The sequence below is a fragment of the Acinetobacter sp. NEB 394 genome (assembly GCF_013374795.1).
GTDB lineage: Bacteria > Pseudomonadota > Gammaproteobacteria > Pseudomonadales > Moraxellaceae > Acinetobacter > Acinetobacter johnsonii.
The window spans coordinates 801,561-823,649 of sequence record NZ_CP055277.1 but is presented as its reverse complement, the minus strand read 5'-3'; the positions used below and the strand labels follow the sequence as shown (position 1 = coordinate 823,649).

26 protein-coding genes and 1 pseudogene are annotated in these 22,089 nt (G+C 42.1%); 17 read left to right on the top strand and 10 right to left on the bottom strand.

Translation table 11 applies throughout. The annotated features are described in order from the left end of the window. Positions 1-66 precede the first annotated feature (66 nt). From HUK62_RS03850 to rdgB, 4 genes are all read left to right on the top strand, one after another. Positions 67-1,227, top strand: a complete 1,161-nt coding sequence (locus tag HUK62_RS03850) for a homoserine O-acetyltransferase (RefSeq protein WP_176537131.1) — start codon at positions 67-69, stop codon at positions 1,225-1,227. Next, entirely contained in the window at positions 1,227-1,820 is a 594-nt protein-coding gene (gene metW / locus HUK62_RS03845; protein WP_004692438.1) for a methionine biosynthesis protein MetW, read from the top strand. The genes HUK62_RS03850 and metW overlap by 1 nt, the downstream gene beginning before the upstream one ends. Beyond that, complete coding sequence (locus HUK62_RS03840) at positions 1,817-2,407, top strand: tetratricopeptide repeat protein (protein ID WP_218015310.1); 591 nt, start codon at positions 1,817-1,819, stop codon at positions 2,405-2,407. Before metW ends, HUK62_RS03840 begins: the two co-directional genes overlap by 4 nt. Before the next feature lie 104 nt (positions 2,408-2,511). Continuing rightward, a complete protein-coding gene (rdgB, locus tag HUK62_RS03835) occupies positions 2,512-3,138 on the top strand; it encodes an RdgB/HAM1 family non-canonical purine NTP pyrophosphatase (RefSeq protein WP_176537130.1) in 627 nt (208 codons plus the stop codon). A gap of 119 nt (positions 3,139-3,257) precedes the next feature. Here rdgB and HUK62_RS03830 read toward each other — a convergent pair whose 3' ends face one another. Then, on the bottom strand, positions 3,258-4,142 hold the full coding sequence (locus tag HUK62_RS03830) for a permease (RefSeq protein WP_176537129.1): 885 nt from the start codon (positions 4,140-4,142) through the stop codon (positions 3,258-3,260). A 159-nt stretch (positions 4,143-4,301) separates the two neighbouring features. Between HUK62_RS03830 and tatA the strand changes: the two genes are divergently transcribed. From tatA to HUK62_RS03810, 4 genes are all read left to right on the top strand, one after another. After that, positions 4,302-4,520, top strand: a complete 219-nt coding sequence (tatA, locus tag HUK62_RS03825; protein ID WP_004692445.1) for a Sec-independent protein translocase subunit TatA — start codon at positions 4,302-4,304, stop codon at positions 4,518-4,520. Between the two features lie 12 nt (positions 4,521-4,532). Further along, the gene (gene tatB, locus HUK62_RS03820) at positions 4,533-4,991 is read left to right on the top strand and encodes a Sec-independent protein translocase protein TatB (RefSeq protein WP_176537128.1); all 459 of its coding nucleotides are present in this window, start codon (positions 4,533-4,535) and stop codon (positions 4,989-4,991) included. Beyond that, positions 4,988-5,767: a twin-arginine translocase subunit TatC gene (gene tatC, locus HUK62_RS03815; protein WP_176537127.1), complete on the top strand. Its 780-nt coding sequence runs from the start codon at positions 4,988-4,990 to the stop codon at positions 5,765-5,767. The genes tatB and tatC overlap by 4 nt, the downstream gene beginning before the upstream one ends. Before the next feature lie 173 nt (positions 5,768-5,940). After that, positions 5,941-6,480, top strand: coding sequence for an alkaline phosphatase PhoX (locus HUK62_RS03810; protein ID WP_176537126.1), 540 nt, complete (start codon positions 5,941-5,943; stop codon positions 6,478-6,480). A gap of 3 nt (positions 6,481-6,483) precedes the next feature. Here HUK62_RS03810 and HUK62_RS03805 read toward each other — a convergent pair. Beyond that, positions 6,484-7,235, bottom strand: a protein-coding gene (locus HUK62_RS03805; RefSeq protein ID WP_149931241.1) for an IS5 family transposase whose coding sequence is annotated in 2 segments (ribosomal slippage) — positions 6,484-6,899 and positions 6,899-7,235 — 753 coding nt in all. Because the reading frame shifts where the segments join, the coding sequence is not laid out codon by codon here. A gap of 71 nt (positions 7,236-7,306) precedes the next feature. On the opposite strand from HUK62_RS03805, the pseudogene HUK62_RS03800 reads away from it, so the two are divergent. Next, positions 7,307-8,974, top strand: a pseudogene (locus tag HUK62_RS03800) (alkaline phosphatase PhoX); the annotation flags it as partial. A 42-nt stretch (positions 8,975-9,016) separates the two neighbouring features. On the opposite strand, the gene HUK62_RS03795 reads toward HUK62_RS03800, so the two are convergent. Next, the gene (locus tag HUK62_RS03795) at positions 9,017-9,799 is read right to left on the bottom strand and encodes an NRDE family protein (RefSeq protein WP_176537125.1); all 783 of its coding nucleotides are present in this window, start codon (positions 9,797-9,799) and stop codon (positions 9,017-9,019) included. Between the two features lie 93 nt (positions 9,800-9,892). Here HUK62_RS03795 and lgt point away from each other — a divergent pair, with 93 nt between their 5' ends. From lgt to HUK62_RS03780, 3 genes are all read left to right on the top strand, one after another. After that, on the top strand, positions 9,893-10,705 hold the full coding sequence (gene lgt / locus HUK62_RS03790) for a prolipoprotein diacylglyceryl transferase (protein WP_176537124.1): 813 nt from the start codon (positions 9,893-9,895) through the stop codon (positions 10,703-10,705). Positions 10,706-10,805: 100 nt separating this feature from the next. Continuing rightward, positions 10,806-11,189: an AzlD domain-containing protein gene (locus tag HUK62_RS03785; RefSeq protein ID WP_176537123.1), complete on the top strand. Its 384-nt coding sequence runs from the start codon at positions 10,806-10,808 to the stop codon at positions 11,187-11,189. A gap of 3 nt (positions 11,190-11,192) precedes the next feature. Next, positions 11,193-11,561, top strand: a complete 369-nt coding sequence (locus HUK62_RS03780) for a hypothetical protein (protein ID WP_151835538.1) — start codon at positions 11,193-11,195, stop codon at positions 11,559-11,561. A 181-nt stretch (positions 11,562-11,742) separates the two neighbouring features. Here HUK62_RS03780 and ltrA read toward each other — a convergent pair whose 3' ends face one another. Both ltrA and HUK62_RS03765 read right to left on the bottom strand, forming a co-directional pair. Further along, the gene (gene ltrA, locus HUK62_RS03770; RefSeq protein WP_004826931.1) at positions 11,743-12,984 is read right to left on the bottom strand and encodes a group II intron reverse transcriptase/maturase; all 1,242 of its coding nucleotides are present in this window, start codon (positions 12,982-12,984) and stop codon (positions 11,743-11,745) included. A 492-nt stretch (positions 12,985-13,476) separates the two neighbouring features. Continuing rightward, the gene (locus HUK62_RS03765) at positions 13,477-13,944 is read right to left on the bottom strand and encodes a CHAP domain-containing protein (protein ID WP_176537122.1); all 468 of its coding nucleotides are present in this window, start codon (positions 13,942-13,944) and stop codon (positions 13,477-13,479) included. A 526-nt stretch (positions 13,945-14,470) separates the two neighbouring features. Between HUK62_RS03765 and thyA the strand changes: the two genes are divergently transcribed. From thyA to msrA, 5 genes are all read left to right on the top strand, one after another. Continuing rightward, a complete protein-coding gene (gene thyA, locus HUK62_RS03760) occupies positions 14,471-15,313 on the top strand; it encodes a thymidylate synthase (RefSeq protein WP_176537121.1) in 843 nt (280 codons plus the stop codon). A 163-nt stretch (positions 15,314-15,476) separates the two neighbouring features. After that, complete coding sequence (locus tag HUK62_RS03755; RefSeq protein WP_176537120.1) at positions 15,477-15,989, top strand: dihydrofolate reductase; 513 nt, start codon at positions 15,477-15,479, stop codon at positions 15,987-15,989. Positions 15,990-16,015: 26 nt separating this feature from the next. Next, positions 16,016-17,068 (top strand): DUF4105 domain-containing protein, encoded by a 1,053-nt coding sequence (locus HUK62_RS03750; RefSeq protein WP_176537119.1) that lies wholly within the window; start codon positions 16,016-16,018, stop codon positions 17,066-17,068. Positions 17,069-17,163: 95 nt separating this feature from the next. Then, positions 17,164-17,622 carry an META domain-containing protein gene (locus HUK62_RS03745; RefSeq protein ID WP_010325871.1) on the top strand — a complete coding sequence of 153 codons (459 nt, stop codon included), beginning with the start codon at positions 17,164-17,166 and terminating at the stop codon, positions 17,620-17,622. A gap of 114 nt (positions 17,623-17,736) precedes the next feature. Continuing rightward, on the top strand, positions 17,737-18,264 hold the full coding sequence (gene msrA / locus HUK62_RS03740) for a peptide-methionine (S)-S-oxide reductase MsrA (RefSeq protein ID WP_176537118.1): 528 nt from the start codon (positions 17,737-17,739) through the stop codon (positions 18,262-18,264). Positions 18,265-18,320: 56 nt separating this feature from the next. On the opposite strand, the gene HUK62_RS03735 is transcribed toward msrA, so the two are convergent. The 5 genes from HUK62_RS03735 to HUK62_RS03715 all read right to left on the bottom strand — a co-directional run bounded on the left by HUK62_RS03735 (position 18,321) and on the right by HUK62_RS03715 (position 21,990). Continuing rightward, positions 18,321-18,725: a biopolymer transporter ExbD gene (locus HUK62_RS03735; protein WP_058868889.1), complete on the bottom strand. Its 405-nt coding sequence runs from the start codon at positions 18,723-18,725 to the stop codon at positions 18,321-18,323. Beyond that, on the bottom strand, positions 18,725-19,348 hold the full coding sequence (locus tag HUK62_RS03730) for a MotA/TolQ/ExbB proton channel family protein (RefSeq protein WP_176537117.1): 624 nt from the start codon (positions 19,346-19,348) through the stop codon (positions 18,725-18,727). Before HUK62_RS03730 ends, HUK62_RS03735 begins: the two co-directional genes overlap by 1 nt. A 19-nt stretch (positions 19,349-19,367) precedes the next feature. After that, complete coding sequence (locus HUK62_RS03725; protein ID WP_114836430.1) at positions 19,368-20,135, bottom strand: energy transducer TonB; 768 nt, start codon at positions 20,133-20,135, stop codon at positions 19,368-19,370. Positions 20,136-20,350: 215 nt separating this feature from the next. Continuing rightward, positions 20,351-21,217 carry a formyltetrahydrofolate deformylase gene (gene purU, locus HUK62_RS03720; RefSeq protein WP_004692478.1) on the bottom strand — a complete coding sequence of 289 codons (867 nt, stop codon included), beginning with the start codon at positions 21,215-21,217 and terminating at the stop codon, positions 20,351-20,353. A gap of 71 nt (positions 21,218-21,288) precedes the next feature. Next, complete coding sequence (locus tag HUK62_RS03715; protein ID WP_005400842.1) at positions 21,289-21,990, bottom strand: TetR/AcrR family transcriptional regulator; 702 nt, start codon at positions 21,988-21,990, stop codon at positions 21,289-21,291. Positions 21,991-22,089: the final 99 nt, after the last annotated feature.

The window sequence follows — 22,089 nt, the reverse complement described above, 5'->3', positions numbered from 1 at the left end:
AGAAGGATACCCTCAAGTGGTATCCTTTTGTTTATTAATCCCAAAGATTTAAGGCGTATTATTCCTGTGTCTTTTCCTGCTGACTCCGTGGGTATCGTTAGTCCACAAAAGTTTACTTTTGAAGAGCCCTTAGAGCTCGAATGCGGTCGTATTCTCCCTCGTTATGAACTGATGGTTGAAACCTATGGTGAGCTCAATGCAGATAAATCCAATGCGATTTTAATTTGCCATGCACTATCGGGTCATCATCATGCTGCGGGTTACCATCATGCTGACGATAAAAAACCGGGTTGGTGGGACGCCTGTATTGGCCCAGGCAAAGCGATTGATACTTCAAAGTTTTTCGTAGTTGCACTGAACAATATTGGGGGCTGTAGCGGTTCAACAGGGCCAACTTCGCCAAATCCTGAAAATGATAACCGTCCTTATGGCCCTGACTTTCCTTTAGTCACCGTCCGAGACTGGGTTAAAACCCAAGCCATTTTATCCGATCATCTGGGTATTCAAGTCTGGAGTGCGCTCATTGGCGGTTCGCTAGGCGGTATGCAAGCCTTGCAATGGTCGGTTGATTATCCTGATCGCTTGCAAAAATGCGTGATTATTGCCAGTGCGCCGAAACTGTCTGCTCAGAATATTGCCTTTAACGAAGTCGCACGTCAGTCAATTTTGTCTGATCCAGACTTCCATGATGGTCGCTATCTTGAAAATGACAGCTATCCAAAACGTGGCCTAATTTTGGCACGTATGGTCGGTCATATTACCTACCTGTCTGAAGAAGCCATGAAACAAAAATTTGGCCGCGACTTAAAGTCAGGCAAATTTATGTATGGTTTCGATGTCGAATTCCAAGTCGAAAGCTATTTGCGCTATCAAGGTGAACAATTTAGCCGTAACTTTGATGCCAACACTTATCTGATTATGACCAAAGCTTTGGATTATTTTGATCCTTCGCGTGAGTATGAACAGTCTTTAGTTAAAGCCATGTCACAGACCAAATGTCAGTTCCTTGTGGTGTCCTTTACCACCGACTGGCGTTTTACCCCGCAACGTTCACAAGAAATTGTGGATGCGCTGATCACCAACCACAAACCGGTGAGCTATTTAGATATCGACGCTGAACAAGGCCATGACTCATTCCTGTTCCCGATTCCTTTGTATGTAAAAGCATTACGTGCATTTCTGGGCGGTTCTGAACACCTTCAAGCAACATCTCAGGAGGCTCTGTAATGCGTATTGATCATCAACTGGCAGAAAAATGGATCAAACCTGATTCTAGCGTACTCGATTTAGGTTGTGGTGACGGTGAATTACTGGCTCATATGAGCAAAAAGCACAATATTCGCGCATATGGACTGGAAATTGATCAAGAAAAGATTGCAATTGCAGTCGGTCGCGGGTTAAATATTATCCAACAAGACTTAAACTTGGGTTTAAGCCGCTTTGCAGACCAGTCTTTTGACTATGTCGTTATGGCACAAGCCTTGCAAGCGGTAGATGCACCAGATGTTTTATTACGTGATATGGTGCGCGTAGGGAAACAGGCGATCATTACTTTTCCTAACTTTGCCCATTGGAAGACCCGTTCTTTCTTGGCACTGAAAGGAATGATGCCCGTTTCTGAAGTTTTGCCGTACATGTGGTATAACACACCCAATATCCACTTATGTACTTTCCGTGATTTTGAAGCACTTTGTGCGGAAAATAACATCAGAATTATTAATCGACTCGCTGTAAATGGGGATCAACAAGATAGTTTACTCAGTAAACGTCTCCCGAATTTGTTTGGTGAAGTCGCAATTTATCGAGTGAGCGCTCTATGAAAAAACTATTCTTAAGCACGACACTACTGGTTGGACTTTTGAGCATTCAAGCTCATGCAGATTATGTTTCCCCAACCACGTCTGTTGCGAGTCAAGCTGCACAGTATTCTGTTATGGATATCAATAGCTTAATTAAAGCGGCAAAAGCAGGTCAGCCTGCTGCGCAGTTCTATCTTGCAACCAAGTATCAACAAGGTAAAGACATCTCTGCAGATGAACGACATGCCTTTGCTTGGTACAAAGCAGCTGCAGATCAAGGTCTTTCAGCGGCCCAGCTGAATGTTGGTCGTATGCTTGCAGATGGCCTAGGCACTAAAAAAGATGAATCTTTAGCACGTCAATACTTTGAAAAAGCAGCCAGCCGTGGTGATAACCGCGCAAGCTTTAACTTGGCGATGATGGAAGAGCAAAAGAAAAACTACATGGGTGCTTACCAATGGTATGAGCTTTCAACCCGTGATGGCATGCTTGACAATAAAGTGATTACACTTTCTGAAGGCAAGAAAACAGCCTTGGCGGCAAACTTAACGCAAGATCAAATTCGTCAAGCACGTGACCGTGCAGACAAGTGGATTCAAGCTCAATAAGCTTTTATTTCCATACTCAGCACCTTCGGGTGCTTTTTTATTGCCTATCCATGAGTCGGACTTGTTAAAATAATCGCATAATTTTTAAAGCACGGATCTTTCACATGGCATCAACTGATTGGTTATCTCAAGGTACCTTAGTCCTCGCAAGTAATAACAAAGGCAAAATTGCGGAATTTGAAAAATTATTTGCAGAACTCAACTTACCTGTTGAAGTGATTGCTCAAGGTAAATTGAATATTGAAGATGCCATTGAAGATGGTTTGAGCTTTGTCGAAAATGCGATTATTAAAGCGCGCCATGCTTCTAAAATTTCAGGAAAACCAGCCATTGCAGATGACTCTGGGGTTTGTGTCCCAGTTTTAGATGGTGCACCGGGGATTTACTCTGCGCGTTATGCAGGTGAACACGGCGATGATGCTGCCAATAACCAAAAACTCTTAGCTGAACTCAAGCCACTGCGTAAAGACGGTCAAGCGATCGAAGGCATGTTTGTATGCGTTTTAGCGTTAGTACAACATGCTGATGATCCTCTTCCACAAATTTTCCAAGGCATTTGGAAAGGTGAAGTACTAGAGGCTGCTCGTGGGGAAAATGGTTTTGGTTATGATCCACTGTTCTGGCTACCCGAGTTAGGGCTTTCAAGTGCAGAAATGAGCAAAGAAGAAAAAAATAAAATCAGCCATCGTGGTCAGGCGATGCAACTGTTTAAAGCCAGTTTAGAACAATAAAAACCAAGCTGCGCAATGTTACCCATTCTCCCCTCGGGGAGGACGGCGGCGAAAGATTTTTCATATTCTCCTCTATCGCCCTTGCGCAGCACTACGCATCTCCAGCTAAAAGTGAGTGCTTAGATCACAGCAAATACATGCAGCAATAAACCATAAATACTCACCACAACACAGCTGATGATCGTACCTGAAGCAATGTATTTTGCCGACATGCCTGTACCCTGATAATGCGTTTCCAAAGCCACAATATTGGCTGCTGGCGGTAAACAGAACAATAAGAACATGACCCCAATATATTGTTCAATATTAGGAATAGCGAAGTAACGATAACTCAGCCCACACAGCACCACGCCGCATGCCAATTTTAACAAAGCCGTCTGACTACTTTGCCACAGGTCCGCTTTCTCAACTTTGGTGTGCCTCAACCACATGCCCAATACACACATGCCAGAGAAGCTCATACCAAATTTGGCTGCACTATAAATCACATCAATCAGATCATGCTGTGACCAATGTTGTACCCCAACGGAACGAAAAATAAGGGCTAAAATCAAAGCAATCATGGGTGGAGCACAGAGCACTTTTTTAAAAATAAACGAAAAAGCTAACGATGTTTGGCTCACAGCCGTCACTGCCCAGAGATTGCCAAAAATAGAGCCACCGATATATAAAGCCACCATCGCTGGACTAATTTTTGTGCCAAACAACGCAATCGCAAAAGGAAAGCCTAACCATGCCATATTGACATAACTAAAACATAGGGCGCTTAATTTATTCTTTGAAAAGTATAAGAAAAAGTAAAATAAGAGCACTGCCACGACAAAACTGAATAGCATCAGACTAAAGCTACCAGCCTGATAAAACACCATGTTGTAGACAATAACAATCGGAATAAAGCAACGCGCTAAAAGACTTGAAAAGCCTGTTTTCAACCATGTTGCCAATGGGGTGGATGCAACGAATAAACCACTAAGAAAGGCCAACAGAGGGAGCAGCAACGTCACTTCAATATCCTTGAAATTTCACCGAATCATCATAACACTGCTTTTTCTCAAAATCTGTGCAAAGCGATCGTTTTGTCTTGAAATTGAAACATCATCGTCACCGCAATGTCACACAAGCCTGTTGATATAGGGAAAACGAAAAATGATGAGGATCTACCCATGGCGGGACTATCAATTTGGCACGTACTAATTTTTGCAATTGTGGTTATTCTTCTTTTTGGTACAGCCAAACTTAAGAACTTAGGTAAAGATGTCGGCGGTGCGGTGAAAGACTTTAAAAAGTCGATCCGTGATGAGGAAGCTGAAGCAGCTCAACTCAATGAGCCACGAACGATTGATGCTCATGTCAAAAGCACCGAAAGTTCTATTAAAAGCTAAGCGAGCACTGCCATGCTAAATGTAGGTATGACGGAACTCTTATGCTTTGCTATCGTTGCATTATTAGTTCTAGGTCCTGAGAAACTACCTGAAGCAGCACGCTTTGCAGCCAAATGGTATGGCAAAGCCAAACGCATGGTCAGTAATGTACAAAATGACATTGACCGTGAACTGCGTATGTCTGAATTACGTGAGCAAATGCAAAATGAAATGAAGCGAATTCAGGAGCTTGAACAAAAAATGCAAGCTCAGATGCAACATATACAACAACAAAATATTTTGGCAAATGAAAAGCACCAAGAAACCGCCACACTCGATAATAAAAATATCTCCCATACTTATCAGTATGTAGATCAAAAAGCACCTGTATTATTGACACTTCAGCCTATGAAACAAAAGTCATCTGTAGATTCGGCACCTTATTTAAGCTGTGTTCAAAATAGCTTTGAACCGATGCGGGAGGCCGTATGAAATCTAGCAACTTAAGCCCTGTAGTGACGCAAGACTCAGAGCAACTGCTGCTTGAAGAAATGCCGATTACTAAGCACTTGATCATCTTAAGAGGTCATTTATTTAAAATCGTCGGTTTAATTCTCATTTTGTTTTTTTGTTTATTGCCTTTTGCCAATCATAGCTACCAAATGCTATCTGAACCCTTACGAGCACAACTTCCAGTTAGCTCATCTATGATTGCAACGGATGTTACTGCCACCTTCATGGCACCATTTAAACTGAACTTTTTTGTGGCTCTCATGCTGGCCATGCCTTTTATCATTTATCAGCTTTGGGCTTTTGTAAAACCTGCGCTATACGAAAAAGAAAAATCGCTCGCAACACCTCTTTTGATTGGTAGTATTGCTTTGTTTTATGCTGGTGTGGCTTTCGCTTATTTCATTGCGCTGCCATCCATTTTACACTTTTTTATCAGTGTTTCCCCTGACACTGTGGCCCCAATGACAGACATCAACAGCTATCTCAGCTTCTGTCTAAAACTGTTTTTGGTTTTTGGTTTAACATTTGAAATTCCTATTGTTACCTTGATACTCATCTTGATTGGGGTGGTGAGCACACAACAATTGGTTGAAAAACGAAAATTCATTATTGTCGGCTGTTTTTTTGTTGCAATGTTTGTGACCCCACCTGATGCTCTTTCGATGATTATGCTCGCGATACCGATGTGGCTTTTATTTGAGATTGGTCTCTTTTTTGGAAAACTGATTGAAAAAAAGCGAGCGGCTGAAGTTTAAACTCCCCCGAGTTTAAACAATGAGCAGGCAAAAGTGCCTGCTTTTTTTATGGCTAGATGTACTACTGATCATTTCATGTTTTTGACATATAAGCTTCACCACCTTGTCATATTGACGCTTTACCTTGTTTGTAACTTTCTAAAAACGACCAAGCAAAGACGCTAGGAAAACTTATGACTGAGCAAATGCCTTTTAATGACGATTACGATAGTAATAATTCGGGGAATGCTGAATTTTCAGAACTGTTTAATAAAAAAATTACACGTCGTGATTTAATCACCAAAACTGCAGGTGGTGCTGTTGCACTTACATTAGCAGCGTCTTTGACGGGCTGTGGTGATGATGACAATAACGATTCGACACCCACAACACCAGTTACACCAGATAAAAACCAAACGCCAAGTTCACTAAAGTTTAAAGCCGTAAATAAAAACGTGTTAGATCAAGTTAGCGTTCCAGAAGGCTATGAGGCACGTGTTCTATATGCGCTTGGTGACCCGATTTCTGATGGACTCACAGAATGGGACGAAAATAATATTCCAACAGGTGCTTCATTTGTTCGTCGTTCTGGCGAATGTCATGATGGTATGACCTTCTTTGGCATGACCAATAGCCGCTTCGATGTAAACCAATCAGACTCAGGTCTATTGGTCATGAATCACGAATATGTCGATGACAAAAAAATTCTACACCCTGCTGTTAGGGTCTGTTGAGAATTACCGAGAGTTAATTAAACTCGCGCACAATTGAATCATGGCTTCAAAACTCGTATCTGTTTTACAACTACGCATCGCTATACGTTTAAATTCTTTTAACTTACAGAAATAGTTTTCAATGAGATGACGCCATTTATACATAATCGTATCAAAGGCTCTCATTACTTTTCGATTAGATTTGGGTGGGATCACCACTTTCACTTTACGTTCATTGAGTTCTTGGATGAGCCAATCTGCATCAAATGCTTTATCCGCTAGTAATGCTTGAAAATCAACATCTTCAATTAAAGGTTTGGTTTCTACTAAATCGTGATATTGACCAGGCATTAATCGAAACTTAATGAGGTTGCCTAGACTATCCACTAAGGCAAGAATTTTACAAGTCATTCCACCTCGAGATTTACCTATAGACTGTTTGAAGGTCCCCCTTTTGCACCTTGGCCATGTCGATGAACTTTAACAATCGTTCCATCAATCATGGCGTATTCCAAATCAACATCTTCATTTACAGATGCAAAAATAGTTTCAAATACACCAGCTTTCACCCAATCACGGTATCTTTTAAAGACGGTATTCCATTTACCAAAATGAGCAGGTAGATCACGCCATGGACTGCCTGTACGGGCAATCCATAGGACTGCTTCTAAAAATAATCGATTATCTTTTCCACTACGACCTCGATCGGTCACTTTACCTAGGCAAAAAGGTTCCATTTTTGCCCATTGGGCATCAGTAAGTATGTATCTATCCATAGTACTATTATAAATTAATCAGTAGCCTTTGTTAATTCTCAACAAGCCCTAATACAATTAATGCAGCAGTTCGCTCAGAAGATGAAGCACTCCGTGAAATTAACTGTCACGGTGTTTCAGTGATTGAACTGAAAAAAGACAGCAAAACGCAACTGGTAGGCATAAATAAATCTTCTGTGTTTAACCGCCGTGTTACCGCTGCTTCACGTATTGAGTTTACTGGTCCAGTGAAAGGTAGCAACCAAGTTAAAACCAAGTTCAGCCCAAATGGCGATTTCGGTTTAGGCACCATCAATAACTGTGGTAATGGCTATACCCCTTGGGGAACCTACCTAACTACAGAAGAAAACTTTAACCAGTATTTCTCGCGTGATGACATTGGTCGTGATGCCAATAGCATTGTGGCATTAGACCGCTACAAAATTCCTGCGGCAAGCTCATACAAATGGCATACCGTCAAAGCCACTGAAGACTCACGTACAAATGATATTAAAGACCTTAATATCCAAGATATCTATGACCGTTGGTTAACCAAAGTATCGGGTGCTGAAGCAAAAGATGACTTCCGTAACACGACAAATACCTTTGGCTGGATTGTTGAGATTGATCCTTTTAATGGCAGTCACACCCCTGTTAAACGCACCGCACTCGGTCGTTTTGCACACGAAGACTGTCGTGCAAGTCGTGCTATTGCAGGTCAGCCACTCGCATTCTATATGGGTGATGACTCTCAAGGCGAATACATCTATAAGTTTGTCTCTGATGCACTTTGGGATGCTAAAGATATCAATGGTGGTTACACCGCTGGTGACAAATACATGAACAGCGGCAAACTGTATGTTGCGAAGTTTAACTTTGATACTGCGACAGAAAAATCAACAGGCGAATGGGTTGAACTCAATATCAATAACCCGCTTATTTCGGCTTATGCAAAATATAAATTTGCTGATCAGGCTGATGTCTTGGTTAATACTCGCCTTGCAGCAGATGCAGTGGGTGCAACCAAAATGGACCGTCCAGAGTGGGTTGCAGTCAATCCTAAGAATGGTGAAGTCTATGTGACTTTAACCAACAACAGTAGCCGTGGTACTGCTCACCCACTGGACTCTGCAAACCCACGTAACTATGCAGATGCCGACAAAGGTGGCAGTCCTAAAGGAAATATTAACGGTCATATCATCCGTTTCAAAGAAACTGGAGATGTCGTTACTGCATCAACCTTTACATGGGACATTTTCCTATTCGGCGCTGAACAAGACTCTATTCAAGATGTTAACCTGTCAAAACTTGGCGCAGACAATGACTTTTCAAGCCCAGATGGCATGTGGTTCGACCCACGTGGTGTATTGTGGATTCAAACAGATGATGGTTCATATACAGATGAAACTAACTGTATGATGCTCGCAGCACTTCCTGGTCAAGTCGGCGATGGTCAAGTTAAAACGACAGCTGGTTTACCAACGCCTACTGGTGCGGAGCTAGACAACACCAAACTCCGTCGCTTCCTTACAGGCCCTGCAGGTTGTGAAATTACAGGCGTTACGATGACACCTGATTACAAAGCTATCTTTATCAATATTCAGCACCCAGGTAATAATTGGTCTGCGAATCATCCATCTGCATTAAATCTAAGCAAAGCGGTATTAGGCTCTCGCCCACGTTCTGCAACATTAGTCATTACACGTGTAGATGGTGGTGCAATTGCTGGAGAAGCATTGGAAACGACCAAAGCCTCTTAAGTAACAAACTCATAAAAAATGCCGACCTCATGTCGGCATTTTTTATGGTTTAAAGAATACCACCTGTTCTATGATTTCCCCTTTACACTCACCCTGCTGCTGCTTTTCAAGCCAAGACCATTGTTCATGAGTCATGCTCAGGAAGTTAGAACAGCGTGTCCCATAAATCGGACTTTGAATAAAGGTCGAAGACAGTAACTCTTCCATATCCAGACTAATCCCAGTTTGTGGCAACAAGTCTGAAATAATCTTGCGTTCATCCTCCAAAATATCCCAAGCTGTCTTCTCTAACTCGCTTTGTAAGATGTTGGATTGTTGCAACATCGGTAGGAACTCTTGGGTAAAGCGCTTACGTAAATGTTTGGTTTTTTCCCAATGTTCCGTCATCAAACCATTCGACACCACATACACGCCTTTCGGAAGAACCTGTGGTGCTTCACCACGATTGCTCATGTAGACCGCCTGATGCCGATCCCCCATAAAAAGATTAAAGCCCGCATAGTCGCATTGTTTTTTCTCTAAGTCTTGAGCAAAACGAATCGGGGTTTGTTCAGACTCTAAAAAGGATTGAATCAAATGTCCGCGAGACGTTGGATAGCTAGTTTGATCCTTTCCATCGCGAAAGTTGGTCAAAACCGCCCAACGTCTTGTTGGCGTTATACCCATCCATGTGCCGCCAGACTGCAAATCTTGCCCTGCAATAATCGGGCTGTTTTCCCATTGCTTTAAATGGCTCGACGGACGCTGATAGAACTCATCTCGATTTGAAATCAAACATAATGGCATCTCATCCAAGACCTGCCATGCTATTGCCACAATACACATAAACGATACTCATCATCTTTACACATTGAATGTACAACATTTTTCATCTCTTTCAGCTAAAATCTGTTCAAAACATAATGACTAGGAATATGCATGCTGACCTATCCAAATATTGACCCCGTCGCAATAGCACTTGGCCCTTTACAAGTCCATTGGTACGGACTGATGTATTTATTGGCCTTTTTGTTTGCTTGGGGACTAGCAAGCTACCGCGCGAAAGAACGAGGTTGGACACCGGACATGGTCTCCGATCTGATCTTTTATGGCGCTCTAGGTGTAGTTATTGGTGGTCGTGTCGGTTACGTCTTCTTTTATGGCTTTGAGCAATTCCTTGCCAACCCTATTTGGCTATTCCAAGTCTGGACAGGCGGAATGAGCTTCCACGGCGGCTTCTTGGGTGTAATGCTTGCCATGCTGTTTTGGTGCAAGAAATACAAAATGACTTGGTTCCAAACCCTCGACTTTATTGCGCCATGTGTACCTACAGGGCTCATGTTTGGCCGTATTGGTAACTTCATTGGTGGAGAGCTTTACGGTCGCCCTGTTGCAGACCCAAACTTTGCATTGGGTATGATTTTCCCAACGGATCCGCTACAGCTAATTCGCCATCCGTCTCAGCTCTATCAGGCCTTTTTTGAAGGGTTATTGTTATTCATCGTACTGTGGTGGTTCAGTTCAAAGCCACGTCCTCGCATGGCGGTTTCAGCGTTATTCCTGATCGGTTATGGTATGGCCCGCTTCATCGTCGAGTTCTTCCGTGAACCTGACAACGGACAACTATTCATCGCATGGATGAGTAAAGGTCAATTCCTCAGTCTGCCAATGATTTTGGTTGGTACGTGGATGATGTGGTATGCCTATCAAAAGAAAATCTATGATTGGGGTCCACAAAAGAATAATGGCTAATCCGATGAGCGGATAAAATATTGGGGGCTTCATTGCCCCCTTTTTTAGGGCCAAATTATGCTAAAGTGACATATGTTTGGTTTTTAAATACATCACTCCCATGCTCGAATTTTGGTTTAATCCCTCAATTTCTATTCTTAAAAAATTACTTATTTTTATCGCAATTGCTGTTATAACAGGTGTGTTGTATTGGATGGAACCCCTGAGCCTCAATGCCATTTTAATGTTCTTGGGTACTGGGATTGTTTTTCTGATTTGTCGTTACTGCAAAATTCACTTTGCGGCCAAGAACCCTACAGGCTTTCTGTATCGTCTACTGACTTGGATTCCGATTGCCCTACTCTTAGCGCTAATTTTTATGAATATTAAAGATGGTGAGCTGCTGATTCCAGGTGCACAAGGGATTGGTTTTATGGCGCTGGGGATTTGCCTATTTTCCCCCCTATCTCTTTTGCATAGCAATACTCAGCCTGAGTCCAAATAAACCATGTTGAACTTTTGGTATTCTGAACGCTGTAGCCGTCAAATTAAACTCATCGTTTGTATTGCCACTTGCGTGATGATTTTTATGGCAGCACAAGTTCAACAGCTTGGCGCGATTTTTATTGGTTTGAGTCTAGTGATTGGCATTGCAACGCATCTGCTACGCGGTGTGCAATTGAAGATTGCTCAGGACAATCCGTATCGTGAAGGCTTTTCGCGTTTGGTTATTTTTATGCCCCTAATTGCCCTGATTTGTTTGCTCGGCTATTTACCCGCTCAAGATAAAATTGCGCTTGCGCTCCAGTGTATCGGCTTTAGTGGAATTGGTTTATTTTTAGTCTCGATTCACGCGCAGCGTGAAAAAAGAGTTTAATCGGGATGCGGAGTTGCTCTACATCCCGTCAACATCTGCTTAATCCATTCGATAATAGCTGTAGTTCACATTTTGGTTACGATAAACCGCATAACCACTTTGTTGGTGAGTAGACCAAGGGAATTTCACCCTTAGCCCCTCGCAGAACCGGACATGAACCTCTCAGCTCATCCGGCTCCCATTATCCAACCGATGGTAAACATCCCATTTTCCAGTGCACAAAGGCATTTGGAAAATCACGCGCAAGTCGCCCTAAGGCATATCTAGCCCGTCTTTTATGACGGGCCAAGTTTTTATACTTACGCCTCATCCAGCGTATAAGATAAGCATTCATGTGTTGCCAGATCGCTGACATTGCTGAACCATGGAATCGACCATAGTATTGCTGCCAACCTTGAAGAATTGGATTGAATATTGCAGATAAATCACTTAATTCGCGATTACACATCAGATGTAGATGCCATTTCCGAATAGTCTGTCGCATTGCTTTAAGTGCATCACGACTGACTGCAGGAGAGAAATTTACATAAACTCTTTTATACTTGTCCACAGCCTTACGGGGCCTAAACGTGTACCCGAGAAAAGTAAATTGAACATCGGGATATGCTTTACGACGATTAATATCTTGGCAATAAACAATCTTTGTCTTGTCTGGATGCAATTCGAGACCACATTCACGAAATCGTGCATCGATCTTTTGTAAAACAAGTTTGGCTTGAGATAAACTCCGACAATGAATTACGCCATCATCTGCATAACGGCAGAACCGTACACTTTGAAGATGTTTCGTAATCCACATATCAAAAGCATAATGCATAAATAAATTCGCCAATAAAGGACTCACAACACCACCTTGTGGTGTGCCGCGATTCCTTTCTAAAAGATGGCCATTTATGTGTTGCATTGGTGCTTTTAACCAACGTTGCACATATAAAAGAATCCATGGAATTTCACAGTGTTTCTTGAGTGCACGCATGAGTAAATCATGGTCGATGTTATCAAAGAGACCTTTGATATCAAATTCCACAACCCAGTCATAATCCCAACTTCGTCTCCTCACTATCGCAATTGCATCATGGGCAGAACGCCCCGGACGATATCCATATGAGTTTGGATGAAATAATGGATCAATTTTCGGCTCTAATAAGAGCTTAACTGCTGTTTGCGCGACTCGATCTGCAACTGTTGGAATACCTAGTATACGCACGCCACCTGACTTCTTTGGAATCGGAACAGCCTTAACTGGCGGTGGAAAATAACTGCCAGAACAAAGTCGATTCCATAGTTTGTATAGGTTGTTCTTTAAATGCTTTTCGAATTGCTCAATAGATTCATGATCAACGCCTGGAGCGCCACCATTCTCTTTGACTTTTTTAAATGCCTCCCAGATTAACGCTTTAGGAATGTTAAATGGTTTGGTCATAAAGTTTTGCTCCTCCTGCTTGCACAGTTGACAAATCCGTAGACCTGGATAATGCAACCCCTTCGCTCCATTACCATTACAGTAACTTCAACACTACTACGAGTTGCTCCGCCCCTTGGTGACGCATTGCTATTATCAGCCTTGCCTTTTGAGCTTGTGCCTTTCGCTTGACATCGCCACCGAAGGTTCCCGCAGTTCAACGTAAGAGCCTGAATTAGGATCGCGCTGCCTCTACGCCGGACACCGAATGGCCCGTAAGCAGGTAACGGCCAAACTAATCGCGGGGTAACTTCCATCCCCGGTTTTGATGTCATTTGAGTACTTTCGACACTTGAACGGCAGTTCACTGGTGTTCGCCTTCCTAATTCTTACCTGACATCTCTACGATGCCTTTTCCATAACGCTCACGACCGGGACTTTTGATCCAAGCCGCTTATGGTGGTTTGCTACCTGCTCCTGCAAGCCGATAGCGAGGGGCCACACCCTCATCTCTTACGCCGCTTGCTGCGGCACACTAAAATCAGAAACCCAGCCATTGCCTGAATAAGCGGCAATATGTCCATAACGGTTCTTTGCAGTACGGTCGATAATATAAATATCGCCTTTTTTAGGCTGATCAAAAGATAAGTTGATTTTACGATAACCAATGCTGGTTAAGGTCTTCCCCCAATCTGCCGCAGCCACAGGATGGCTCTTGAAGCGTGCACCCGCAGACTCTAAGCCAATGCGAATACTTTTAGCACATTTTTGGGTGCTGGTTTGACGGGTGATATTTCTTAAGAAACCTGTAAATTTTTCAAGATCCACGCGCTGATGGTTGCTAATAGCCCTTTCTCGTGCCTGCTTCGAGCTTAAAATATCCGAAGCGGTGACATTTCGCTCTGACTGAGAACGTATTATGATATTGGTTTGCGCAGGCGCATAGACGTCATTCATATTTACGTTTTGATCATAAGGCATACTAAAACCAACTCTCCTCCCAATCATTAGGGGTGTGCAACTTTTCGAGTTCGAAATACTAACCGCTCAGCATTGAACTTTCATGTCGTAAATGTAATATTTTTTTTCAAAATGCAACACAACCTTTCTAAAGTTTTATTTTCTCTGTACTTTTTGAAACCTAAATTAACTAAAAAAAATTTAATCCTTCACCAAGTACTATTCGCCTCAAGCCCAAATGTTTCAACATAGGCAACGAAGTCCTTAAATATGGAATGGATTGCCCATCTAAACGACTGCCTATTTAGATCCAATACAACTCAATCATTCCAGTTTAAATCCTGCACAAAACCACTTTAATCTGGTTTTCTGTAATAGCTTTCACATAACTTTTATATGATTAATCATCTCGCCTGACTTACTAATCTCGGGTGCGCAATAAGGCACAATTCAGTATAATCATCCGCAGATTTTATAATTTAGAGTGGAAAGAACAGGCCCTTCTTTTAAGAGATCTGTTCTCCCAAAGTGTTTATTTGAGAGTTTTATGAAAACGTATTTAGACCTGCTACAACACATCCTCGATCACGGTGGTGATAAAGGCGACCGTACTGGTACAGGTACGCGCTCGGTATTTGGTCATCAAATGCGCTTTGATCTTTCTCAAGGCTTCCCTTTATTAACCACTAAAAAAGTTCACTTTCGTTCAATCGTGATTGAACTGTTGTGGTTCTTAAAAGGCGATACCAATGTGCAATATTTACAGGACAACAAAGTCAGCATTTGGGATGAATGGTCAACTGCAGAACAAACTGCGCGTTTTGATCGTCCAGAAGGTGAACTAGGGCCTGTGTATGGCCATCAATGGCGTAACTTCGGCGCAACTAAAAAAGCCGACGGTTTGTATGAAAAAGATGGTTTTGACCAAATTGCTTGGTTAGTCAATGAAATTAAAACCAATCCAAACTCACGCCGTCTGATTGTATCGGGTTGGAATCCACAAGAAGCTGGGCAAGTCGCCCTTCCTCCGTGCCACACCCTCTTCCAGTTCTTTGTTCATAACGGCAAACTGTCTTGTCAGCTCTATCAGCGCAGTGCCGATGTTTTTCTAGGTGTGCCTTTCAATATTGCCAGTTATGCGCTACTCACCCATATGATTGCGCAAGTCTGCGGTTTAGGTGTTGGGGACTTTGTTTGGACGGGTGGTGATACGCATTTATATGCCAACCATTTTGAGCAAGCGAAGCTTCAGTTAAGCCGTGAACCTTTAGGGCTGTGCCAACTGAAACTCAATCCTGCGGTTAAAGATATTTTCGACTTTAAATTTGAAGATATCGAAATCGTGGGTTATGAATCACATCCTGGGATTAAAGCACCTGTCGCTGTTTAAAATCTTTTACAGAATAAATATCTACTATTCTTAAGCGAACTTAAAAAATCGTAACTATTTAATTTCCTATTTTATAGTTACAATAACTAAATCCCATTTTATTAAGTTAAAGTGGGATTTATTTTGCTTTGCGTTGTTTAAATTTGGCTTGGATTTTAGAGTTATGACTTTCAGTAATTATGAAGTAGTACATGTGGTTGCTATGGACAACCAACAATGTATTGGTAAAGATAACGATCTTCCTTGGCATATTTCAGCAGACTTAAAACACTTCAAAGAAATTACGCAAGGTGGCGTAATTATCATGGGGCGTAAAAATTTCGACTCAATTGGGCGTGCTTTACCTAAACGCGTGAACTGGGTAATTACTCGTAATCCAAACTGGAGTTTTGATGGAGTCAAAGTTGCTCATTCAATTGAGGAAGCTTTAAAAAATTCTATTAAAGATGTTCAATCTTCCGAGAAACCTACAACTATTTTTATCATAGGTGGCGGTGAAATATTTCAACAAACCATTGATATTGCAGACCGTTTAGAGTTAACACATATTAATATAGATGCTATGGGGGATGTCTTTTACCCTGCCATTCCAGCAGCATTTAAAAAAGTCGCGTCAGAACAACATATTGATGACAAAACTGGAATTGCTTTTGAGTTCGCAACCTATCAAAAATAAAGCATATTCTTTTTGCTAAAAGCACGATGCACAACATGATCAAAATAGAATTTTGGCGGACACTGGGCTTTGGGTTACTCCACACCCTGTTTAGTATTTTTGTCTTGTTCAGTTCAATTTGGCTGTGTTTTGCATTGTGGATTCAAGCGCCTTGGGGTTGGTTGGTCAGCCGTATTTTTATTGGAATCTGGATTGCTTTTGCGCTCAGCATTTTGGGCATCTATATCACCCAAAGCTTTTTTGGTCGTCGCCTCGATATCATCCTTTATCTCCTTGGCTTTTTACTGGCTTTGTCTTGGTATTTTAGTTTAGATGCTCGCCAAGACCGCGACTGGCAACCTGAAGTAGCAAAAATCTTGCATTATGAAAAACAAGGCGACCATGTCACCCTTCATAATGTCCGCAATTTCACATGGCACCCTGACGGCTCCTATACTGAACATTGGGATACCCGCTCTTTCAATCTGAATCAAATCACTGGGGTCAATATCATTACCTCATACTGGATGGGGCCGCAAATTGCACATACTTTGGTCAGTTTTGATTTTGCCAATACCGCACCGCTGACCTTTTCCATTGAAATTCGCAAAGAGAAAAATGAAGAATTTTCAGCGATTGGTGGTTTTTTTAGAAAATATGAGCTGAGTTTAGTGGCCTCAGACGAACATGATATTGTGTATACCCGTAGCAATATTCGTCAGGAACAAGTCTATTTCTTTCCTGTTCGCCTCAGACAGGCTGAAAGTAAAGCACTGTTTGTAGAGTATTTACATAAGGCAGACGAGCTCGCCAAGCATCCTAAGTGGTATAACACCCTCACCAGTAATTGCACCACATTGGTGTTTGATATGGTTCAAGCCGTTTCACATGACGCTTTACCAACCGACTATCGTATTTTAGCTTCAGGTTATTTGCCGAACTATCTGTATGACTTAGGCGCGATTAGTCCACAGTGGGATATGAAAACATGGTATCAAAAAGCCTATATCAACCCACGTGTAAGCAAAGAAACAGAGTTAACCAGTCGAGAGTATTCACAGCTTATTCGTCAGGGCCTACCCGTTGACCAAACACGCTAAAGTCTGCAACGAAAAGCTGCAAGTTAAAACTGGCAATCAACGACAAAATTTGCTTTGATAGTTCAGACGATACATCAAAATAAGAGTCTGATCCCATGTTAAAAAAACTGATTGCAAGCAGTCTTTTAGCGAGTAGCTTAATCATGACTGGTTGCCAAACGACACCACCGCCATCCGACACCATTGAAATGGCCAACATTCAACAGCTTCAGCAACGGACTTGGATTTTGACGCAAATCGGCAATACCGAAATTAAAACAGCACCCAATGAACGTAATATTCCAAGCCTTCAGTTTTCAGCTGATAACCGCATCAGTGGTGCAGATGGCTGTAACCGCATTATGGGCAGCTATACCGTAGGACGCGATACGCTCACCTTGAGCCAGCTCGCAACCACCCGAATGGCCTGTATCAATAACAGTACTGTTCCACAACAGTTCCAAGAAGCGCTGGCAAAAGTGACACATTACCAAGTGTTTGGTAAAACTCTGAAACTACTCGATCGACATGGCAACTTGCTGCTACAGTTTGGCTCTGCCATTCAACCACGTTAAATTATTTCTATAAAAAGCCTGTAATCACAGGCTTTTTTAATCTGTAGCAGACAACATTGTACTGCACCAATCAGCCCTTATATAAACAGATATAAACACAATTAGGATTTTAAAATGCAACAAGCACTCTTTGGCGGTGGATGTTTTTGGTGTGTAGAAGCGGTTTATTTAGAGCTTCAGGGCATACATAAAGTGACCAGTGGTTATGCAGGAGGAGATACCGACAACCCAACATATGAAGATATTTGTCGTGGCGATACCAACCACGCCGAAGTTATTTTAATTGATTTTGATGAAACTCAAATCAGCTATGCTCAGCTGCTCGATGTGTTTTTTGCCACTCATGATCCTACGACACTCAACCGTCAAGGCAATGATGTCGGCACCCAGTATCGTTCAGTCATTTATTATTTTAATGATGCGCAGCGTGTTGATGCAGAGCAAGCAATTAACGACTTAAAGGCAGAAGGTCTCGATATTGTGACCGAACTCAGTCCTGTACCAACGTTCTATTCGGCCGAAGACTATCACCAGAACTTTTACGCTCGTAACCCTTCTCAAGGCTATTGCAACTTTGCCATTCCGCCAAAACTGATGAAGCTGCGCTCTAAGTTTCAGGCTTTATTGAAAGACAGCAAATAACTTAATAATTCACCATAAAAAAAGCGACTTCAAGAGTCGCTTTTTTTAACATCAACTTAGTTATCGCTTACGAAAGCAATATCCGCCAGTCCAGCTTCACTCGCACGAGACATCACTTGTGCGACCATATCGTAACGAGATTCTTTATCTGCACGAAGTTGAACCGTTGGCTTGGTTTCCAACTCACCCGCTTCATTAAAACGCGTTTGTAGTTCTTCTAAGCTAATCACTTGATTATCCCAAGCCACTTCGCCATTTGCATTAATGCTTACCGTAATGGCTTTAGGTGGAGGATCTACAATATCAGCCGTCGTTTTTGGTAAAGTTAATGGAATTGATGGGTTGGCAACGGTCGCTGTCACCAAGAAGATGATCATCAAAACCAGCATAATATCGATCAGCGGAATGAGGTTCATCTCATTCATACCAGCATCGTTATCGTCACCCAATTGAAAAGCCATTAAGCTTGACCTCCAACTAAACCTTGTTGAGTCGCTTTACTTTCTACTGCCGCAGGTGCTGAGTCTTGTTGCAACATGGTATCAATGAGCAAGCCGTGTGCTTGGTCTTGAAGCTCATGTGCCAAAGTACGGTTTACACGTGCACAGATGTTATACGCTAACACCGCAGGAATCGCGACAGCCAAACCTAAACCCGTCATGATCAGTGCTTCACCTACAGGAGTTGCAACTTGCGCTAGGCCTGCTTGACCACTTTTGCCAACAGCAACCAGGGCATGGAAAATTCCCCATACTGTACCAAACAAACCAACGAACGGTGCAAGCGATGCAATCGTACCTAGAACTGAAACACCTTTCTCAGCATTCGCTTTTTCAGCAGAAATTTGACGAAGGAGTGCTTGTTCTGCAACTGATTTACGTTGTTCAAAGTTCAATACAGCAAACTTTGATTTTAACTTAGCTAAAGCTTGCGAAAGTTGAGCATAAGCTTGTTGTTTCAATTGACGTGTACCCATGATACGTAAAACAAAGATGGTCCACGTTGCAATCGACATTGCCAACAAGATGAAATACAGTGTTTTACTGACTGCATCAGCATGTTGCCAATAAACTGAAAAGTTCATACTCGAACTCCTGATAAAGTTAGCGTTTTGTATTCAATTCTAAATCAAATGGTTGCTCAGCCCGAATTGGATAAGCCACACCATTTTCTTTATAAGGTTTAAATTTAGCGCCTTTGACAGCTCTTAAAATCTTTTCATCTAAAGCAGGTACACCACTTGAGCGCGTAATACGGGCATTCACAATCGACCCTTTTTCATTCGCCTCAATCAGCACCACGACTCGACGGTTTTCACCTTGTAAATCTTGATTACTATAAACTGGTTTTGGAGAGCGACTCCATTGCACACCTGAACCACCAATCGACACCGACTTAGGTGAAGTATCAGCTGGTGCAGCTTGAGTGACAGGTTTCGCTTGTTCTTGTTTCTCGACAGGCTTTTCGACTTTTTTCTCTGTAATCGTCGTGGTGACTGTCGGTTTTACAGGGGTTTCAGTTGGTTTAACAACTGGTTTAACCACTTCTGCTTTTTTAACTTGTTGAACCTTTTCTACCTTTTTCGGTGGGGTCGGTTGTGGTTTTTCCACAATCTTCACTTCCTTCGGCTTAGTCGGTTCCTTTTTCGGTTCTTCCTTCGGCTTAGGCGGTAGCGGTTTTGGTGGTTCTTGAATTTTAACGAAGCGAACCTTCAATGGTTCTTTTTCAATCGGTTTGAGTTCAGGAGCTTTCATGTGGTTCACTGCCCACAATACGCCCATATGGCCCACGACAACCGCGATCAAAGCAGCAAGAACTTTCTTTTTCATCGGGTTGGGAGTCTGCATAGGAGAAATAACTGTTGAACTCATTAAAATCGGTGACCTAATTTAAGCGGAGTGGCCACTGGGTTGGTTTCCACTATAACGCTTATCGGTTAGTACAATAAAGTAGCGCAATGATAAATGAGAAGTGTTTTCATTTGCAACTATTAATTTGTCACTTTTTATGGTTTTTTCTAATCATACCCAAACAAAAAAGGCATACTTAATGTATGCCTTTTTCAATCTTGCTTGCAACCAATTTTTTATTGGAAAACGACTGTTTTGTTACCATCAACAATAATACGGTCTTCTAAGTGCCACTTCACTGCACGTGCCAAGACATTACGTTCAACATCCTGACCCAATTCACGTAATTGATCAACCGTAAAGTCATGGTTCACACGCTCTACATCCTGCTCAATGATCGGACCTTGATCCAGATCCGCAGTGACATAGTGCGCAGTTGCACCAATGAGTTTTACACCTTTTTCATGCGCTTGCTTATATGGGTTTGCGCCAACAAAAGCAGGTAAGAAAGAATGGTGAATGTTAATCACTTTCATTTCCCATTTCTCGACAAATGCTTCATCTAGAATTTGCATATAACGCGCAAGTACCAATAAATCATTGCCCTGCATTAATTCATCAATTTCAGCATAAGCTTCGCGTTTGTTGTCCTTCGTTACAGGGACAACCTCAAACGGAATACCAAAGTTCTCAACCGCTTCACGTAAAGTTTCGTGGTTAGAAATCACTTTGGTAATTTCGCATGGCAAACCACCACGCGCATGACGCCATAACAGCTCAAGTAAGGCATGGTCTACTTTAGACACCAAAATCCCGACTTTTTTCACGTCGCTGACTAGCGCCAAACGCCATTGCATTTCATAACGCTCTGCTACATTTGCAGCAAAAGTTTGAGTAATGCTTTCTTTACGAGACTGTAAATTGTCCAGTTCAAATTCAACACGCATGAAGTAACGTCCGCCCTGAGCTTCAGTCGCGTATTGATCAAGCGCAGTAATATTTGCGCCTTGATGATACAAAAAGCTCGATACAGCTTGCACGATCCCTGGCTTATCTTCACAAGTAATCAGTAAACGTGCTGTGTTAGCAGTTGTCATATTCATGTCAGTTTAAATCAGTAAAATGAAAATCAAGCCGAGTATTCTAGCGCTTTTTACTCAGCTGTCAAAACACCTTATGGCTTATCATCCGATTTAAATGATGCCAAGCTCGAAAACAGTTCAGACGGCCCCATCGTATCCAACAAGCGCTCATACGTCTCACGACTTTCACCACGCAAATAAGCCCCTTCTAAGAACACCATTTGACGGAGTGCCTGCCAGACCCACTTTTCTTCTAATGTATTGGAGTCAGTGATATGACCCGACATATAAAGGAAGTTGGTCCAGTTGGTCAGTACAATCCATAAATTAATAATCAGGGCTTCAATTTCTGACGACGTCATTTGCATCAAGCCTGCATCAACAAAGGCCTGATAAATTTTTTGCCCTTGTTGCATCACTTGCCCTGCAAAACGCGGATACATCTTGCGGAAGTCTTCATTGTTTTCAACCAAGTGGTAGACATCACGGTGTAAAAAGCGATAAGCCCATAACTGGCTGCTCAGCACCTGAAAATAACGAATTTTATCATTGGCATCTAACAGACGGTCATCCGGCAAAGCCAGCATCTGTAGCGTTTCGCCTTGATACTGCTCCATAAGCTCTTTGATAATTTCACTTTTATTGCGAAAGTGATAATACAAATTTCCCGGACTCATATTCAATTCAGCGGCAATATGATTGGTCGTAACAGAACGTTCTCCACGCTCGTTAAAAAGCTGCAAACTGAGTTGCAAAATACGTTCTTTGGTTTTCAACGTTTTAGTTTGAGACATCCTAAAATAACCATTCATTCAGTGCATTAGAAGACTAACACATAAAGTAACTTGACTAATTAGAGTAATCACTCTAAAAATTAAACATAAATTGAAATT

Coding starts and splice junctions, on each gene's coding strand:
- metW (WP_004692438.1), top strand. CDS start 1,227: ATGCGTATTGATCATCAACTGGCAGAAAAATGGATCAAACCTGATTCT.
- HUK62_RS03840 (WP_218015310.1), top strand. CDS start 1,817: ATGAAAAAACTATTCTTAAGCACGACACTACTGGTTGGACTTTTGAGC.
- rdgB (WP_176537130.1), top strand. CDS start 2,512: ATGGCATCAACTGATTGGTTATCTCAAGGTACCTTAGTCCTCGCAAGT.
- tatA (WP_004692445.1), top strand. CDS start 4,302: ATGGCGGGACTATCAATTTGGCACGTACTAATTTTTGCAATTGTGGTT.
- tatB (WP_176537128.1), top strand. CDS start 4,533: ATGCTAAATGTAGGTATGACGGAACTCTTATGCTTTGCTATCGTTGCA.
- tatC (WP_176537127.1), top strand. CDS start 4,988: ATGAAATCTAGCAACTTAAGCCCTGTAGTGACGCAAGACTCAGAGCAA.
- HUK62_RS03810 (WP_176537126.1), top strand. CDS start 5,941: ATGACTGAGCAAATGCCTTTTAATGACGATTACGATAGTAATAATTCG.
- HUK62_RS03795 (WP_176537125.1), bottom strand. CDS start 9,799: ATGTGTATTGTGGCAATAGCATGGCAGGTCTTGGATGAGATGCCATTA.
- lgt (WP_176537124.1), top strand. CDS start 9,893: ATGCTGACCTATCCAAATATTGACCCCGTCGCAATAGCACTTGGCCCT.
- HUK62_RS03785 (WP_176537123.1), top strand. CDS start 10,806: ATGCTCGAATTTTGGTTTAATCCCTCAATTTCTATTCTTAAAAAATTA.
- HUK62_RS03780 (WP_151835538.1), top strand. CDS start 11,193: ATGTTGAACTTTTGGTATTCTGAACGCTGTAGCCGTCAAATTAAACTC.
- ltrA (WP_004826931.1), bottom strand. CDS start 12,984: ATGACCAAACCATTTAACATTCCTAAAGCGTTAATCTGGGAGGCATTT.
- HUK62_RS03765 (WP_176537122.1), bottom strand. CDS start 13,944: ATGCCTTATGATCAAAACGTAAATATGAATGACGTCTATGCGCCTGCG.
- thyA (WP_176537121.1), top strand. CDS start 14,471: ATGAAAACGTATTTAGACCTGCTACAACACATCCTCGATCACGGTGGT.
- HUK62_RS03755 (WP_176537120.1), top strand. CDS start 15,477: ATGACTTTCAGTAATTATGAAGTAGTACATGTGGTTGCTATGGACAAC.
- HUK62_RS03750 (WP_176537119.1), top strand. CDS start 16,016: ATGCACAACATGATCAAAATAGAATTTTGGCGGACACTGGGCTTTGGG.
- HUK62_RS03745 (WP_010325871.1), top strand. CDS start 17,164: ATGTTAAAAAAACTGATTGCAAGCAGTCTTTTAGCGAGTAGCTTAATC.
- msrA (WP_176537118.1), top strand. CDS start 17,737: ATGCAACAAGCACTCTTTGGCGGTGGATGTTTTTGGTGTGTAGAAGCG.
- HUK62_RS03735 (WP_058868889.1), bottom strand. CDS start 18,725: ATGGCTTTTCAATTGGGTGACGATAACGATGCTGGTATGAATGAGATG.
- HUK62_RS03730 (WP_176537117.1), bottom strand. CDS start 19,348: ATGAACTTTTCAGTTTATTGGCAACATGCTGATGCAGTCAGTAAAACA.
- HUK62_RS03725 (WP_114836430.1), bottom strand. CDS start 20,135: ATGAGTTCAACAGTTATTTCTCCTATGCAGACTCCCAACCCGATGAAA.
- purU (WP_004692478.1), bottom strand. CDS start 21,217: ATGAATATGACAACTGCTAACACAGCACGTTTACTGATTACTTGTGAA.
- HUK62_RS03715 (WP_005400842.1), bottom strand. CDS start 21,990: ATGTCTCAAACTAAAACGTTGAAAACCAAAGAACGTATTTTGCAACTC.